This is a genomic window from Candidatus Amarolinea aalborgensis, assembly GCF_900491745.1.
Taxonomy (GTDB): Bacteria; Chloroflexota; Anaerolineae; order SSC4; family Amarolineaceae; genus Amarolinea; species Amarolinea aalborgensis.
In genome coordinates this window covers 1-3,443 of the sequence record NZ_UETR01000074.1, presented here as the reverse complement: position 1 = coordinate 3,443, position 3,443 = coordinate 1, and the positions used below count along the sequence as shown (strand labels likewise).

Annotated in this window: 3 protein-coding genes; all 3 read right to left on the bottom strand. The window is 65.3% G+C overall.

Annotation, left to right across the window (positions count from 1 at the left end):
- Positions 1-100: 100 nt before the first annotated feature.
- Positions 101-1,255 carry a glycosyltransferase family 4 protein gene (locus ACPQ6D_RS23705; RefSeq protein WP_423226827.1) on the bottom strand — a complete coding sequence of 385 codons (1,155 nt, stop codon included), beginning with the start codon at positions 1,253-1,255 and terminating at the stop codon, positions 101-103.
- A 13-nt stretch (positions 1,256-1,268) separates the two neighbouring features.
- The gene (locus ACPQ6D_RS23700; protein WP_423226826.1) at positions 1,269-2,078 is read right to left on the bottom strand and encodes a glycosyltransferase family 2 protein; all 810 of its coding nucleotides are present in this window, start codon (positions 2,076-2,078) and stop codon (positions 1,269-1,271) included.
- Between the two features lie 3 nt (positions 2,079-2,081).
- Positions 2,082-3,443: glycosyltransferase (locus ACPQ6D_RS23695; RefSeq protein ID WP_423226825.1), on the bottom strand; the 1,362-nt coding region annotated here is incomplete at its 5' end.

The window sequence follows — 3,443 nt, the reverse complement described above, 5'->3', positions numbered from 1 at the left end:
GGAACGCTGAACGAGGAACGCTGAACGAGGAACGCTGAACGAGGAACGCTGAACGAGGAACGCGCACGGCGCTTGCGATTCCGCATTCCGCTTTCACCATTCAGAGTTCCCTTTCATACGCGGCCAGCGTCAGCTCGGCCGTGCGCTGCCAGGTGAATTGGCGCGCGCGCGCCAGGCCACGCGCCCGTAAGCCGGTGCGCAAGGCGTCGTCGCTCAGCACGCGCGCCAGGGCTGATGCGATCTCATCGCTGTCGGTCGGATCGAACAGCAGACCAGCATCATCTCCAACCACCTCGGGCAGGCTCGATGTCCTGCTGCAGACTACCGCGGTTCCACAGGCCATCGCTTCGATCATCGGCAGCCCATACCCTTCGTATAGCGAAGGGAGAATAAAGACGTCGGCGCCGCTGTACAAGACCGGCAGGTCGGCCTCGCTCACTGCGCCGAGCACGATCACATCCTCTTGCAGGCCAGCCTGCGCAATCTCTTCTCGAATCCCCATGTAGCGTGGGTCCTCGCGGCCGGCCAGCACCAGGCCAATTCCCTGGGCAAACGGCGAGGGCGACGTTGCGTCCTGGGCTTTTAGCTTGCCCCAGGCCTCCACCAGGCGCCGCAGGTTCTTGTGCGGCTTGTTGGCGCCAACGAACAGCACGTAACGATCTGGCAGAGCCAGCCGCTGACGCAGGCCATGCGTGTCCGCGGCCGCTGCGGGCTGAAAACGGGCGTCGGCCGCGGCCGGCGTCACCGTGATCGCCGCCGCGGGCATCCCATACACGCGCTGCAGGTCGCTCGCGGCTGACTGGGAGAGGGTCAGGACGTGGGCCGAACGCGCCAGCGCCAGGCGCGTCGTGATCTCGAAGAGGGCGCGATGAATCGCCGACGGTAAATACGCCGGGTAGAGATGGGAAATGATGTCGTAGATGGTGACGACCGTGCGGCGCCGGCTGAAATAGGGGTAAATGTAATAGGGAAAATGGAGCAAATGGTCGCGCGGCAAGGCGCGGGGCAGGGTGATCTGCTCCTGCCAGGAGAAAATGGCCTGCGCAGTGGGACGCAGGGTCACGTTGGGCCAGCGCGCCAACCCGGCCACATCGTAGCGCGAATTGGCCGCCTGAGACTGGGTCAGGAAAGTAAAACGCCAGGTGGGCGCCGCTTCGGCCAGGGCCTGCGCCAGGTGAAAGCTGTAGCGTCCAATGCCGGGGAAATGGTCCTGCACGCTGCGCAGATCGAGCACGATGGTGGGCGTCGTCGTCATGGCATTCACCCTGTCAGGCGTTGGAGGCGGGCAGCAGGCGCAGCAGCAGCGCCAGCGCCAGGCGGTCGAGCGCGCCGTAGTGCCGCTGATAGAAGGTGCGCAGGCTGGCGTAGTAGGCGGCGGGCGCACGACGATTTTGCTTCAACGACTGCCCACCGATGTGAACCACGCGGGCGGCCGGTTCGCGCCACACCTGCCAGCCGGCCTGGCGCGCGCGCCAGCACCAGTCGTTGTCCTCGAAGTACATGAACATCCCCTCGTCCAAACCGCCGATCTGTGCGTAGGCCTCGCGGCGGACGAGCAGGCACGCGCCGCTGACCCAGTCCACGGGGCCAGCTTGCGCCGCGCCCCAATCGTGCAGCGGGCCGCGCCGCGCTAGGCGCTTGAAGTTGCGCCGCAGCAAATAGCCGACAGTGGGGTCGCCGCCGAAACCATAGGGCTGCGGGCTGCCGTCGGGCAAAACCAGCGCCGGCCCAACCATTCCCACCGCGGGCTGGGACTGTAAGAAGGCCACAAGTGCGGCCAGCGCGCCGGCGTCCGGCTCGGTGTCAGGGTTGAGCAGGAGCAAGAAGCTGCCTTGTGCCAATTTCAGCCCCTGGTTATTGGCTTTCGCATAGCCAAAGTTGCTATCGTTGTCGAGATAAGTCACGCCTGGGAATGTGGCGCGCACGGCCTCCCGACTGCCGTCGCTGGATGCGTTGTCCACGACAATCGTTTCCCACGCCAAGGGCGCGCACGCAGCCGGCAGCCGCGCCAGCGTACGCAGCAGCAGCTCTTTGACATTCCAGGTGACGATAATCACAGAAAGGGTCGGTTGCATCATGGTCTACGCCTGGTTGAGCACGGAACGAAACAAGGCCGCCAACTGTCCGGTCAACTGGCGGCGCTCGAACTGCTGCTGCGCCGCGGTAAATCCCGTCCGGGTGTCGCTAAGCTGATGGCGAGCCACCAATTCGTGTAGTGAATAACTAATGGCAGCCGGATCATCGGGCGCGACAGTGACGCCGAGGTTGTACTGCTGTACGATGGCGGCCGCAGCGTTGTCTGCAGCCAGCGCCAGGATCGGGACGCCCGCGCCGATGTAATCGAACAGCTTGAGCGTGGCCACACTGCGCTGACCGGGCGCGGTGATGAGCAGCAGCCCGTCCGCGTCTAACTGCGCCTGGTGCGCCTCGCGGCGTGAGACGGCTGGCCGGAAGCTGACGACGTCCGTGAGACCGTGGCTGGCCGCGGCCGCTTGTTCGACCGGGCTGACGTCGCCGATCACGATTACCTGCAGTGGGGTAGCCGGCCGCGCATGCACGAATTGGGCCAGGCCCGCAAAAAAGGCCGCAGCCGAAGTGCCCTGGCGGCTGGACGCCAGCGCGCCCGTGTACACCAGGCGGAAAACGCCGTCTTTTGGCCGTTGACGCTGCAAGCCGGCAAATTCCGCGGCGTCGAAGCCGTTGGTAATGACGTGGATGCGCCCAGCCGCGGCCGCATAACGCAGGCGCAGGTCTTCGGCGATGGGGTTGGTGGCGGCAATCACGGCTTGGGCCGCGACGATGACCCTTGCCTCCAACCGCTGCTCAAGGCTGCGGCGCCACGCGGCCTGGCGCACGGCCGGGTTGGGCGGCTCGAACAGCCAGCCGTCGCGCAGATCGGCCACCCACGGCAGGCGATAGCGCCGCGCGAGCTGCCGCGCCACGAGATGAGCGGTTTCGGGCGGCGACGTGCTGAAGATCAAAGCTGGACGCTGCTGCGCAATCAGCCGATTGCCCAGGCGCACAGCCGGCAGCAGCCAGCCGAGCTTCGTGTCTGGAACCATGAACTCATCACGCACGCGGCCCAGCAGGCTCTGGCTGCCTACCGTAGCGACGCGAAACTGCGCCTCTTGCGCCACACCCGCGGCGCGGCGCTGGCGCAGGCCGCTGAACAGCGCGTGCACCAGGTCTGCCGCGCGGTACACCTGACTCGCGGCGTCCGTCAGTCGTTCGCCGTAGCGCCCCGTAGTCAAAATCAGCGGTTGGAAGCCATAGGCAGGCAAATACTGCGCAAATTTGACAATCCGCTCTGCGCCCGCCGACACAATCGGCGGATAATCGTGCACCACGATCAAGACCGTCTTGTCATTGCTGAATGCTGAATGCTGAATTGTGAATAGTGCCCCATCGTCAACTGGTTTGCCCACCACATCCTCCATGCACGA

Bases quoted from the DNA above. Each gene is read 5' to 3' on its own strand.
- ACPQ6D_RS23705 (WP_423226827.1), bottom strand. From the start codon at position 1,255: ATGACGACGACGCCCACCATCGTGCTCGATCTGCGCAGCGTGCAGGAC.
- ACPQ6D_RS23700 (WP_423226826.1), bottom strand. From the start codon at position 2,078: ATGATGCAACCGACCCTTTCTGTGATTATCGTCACCTGGAATGTCAAA.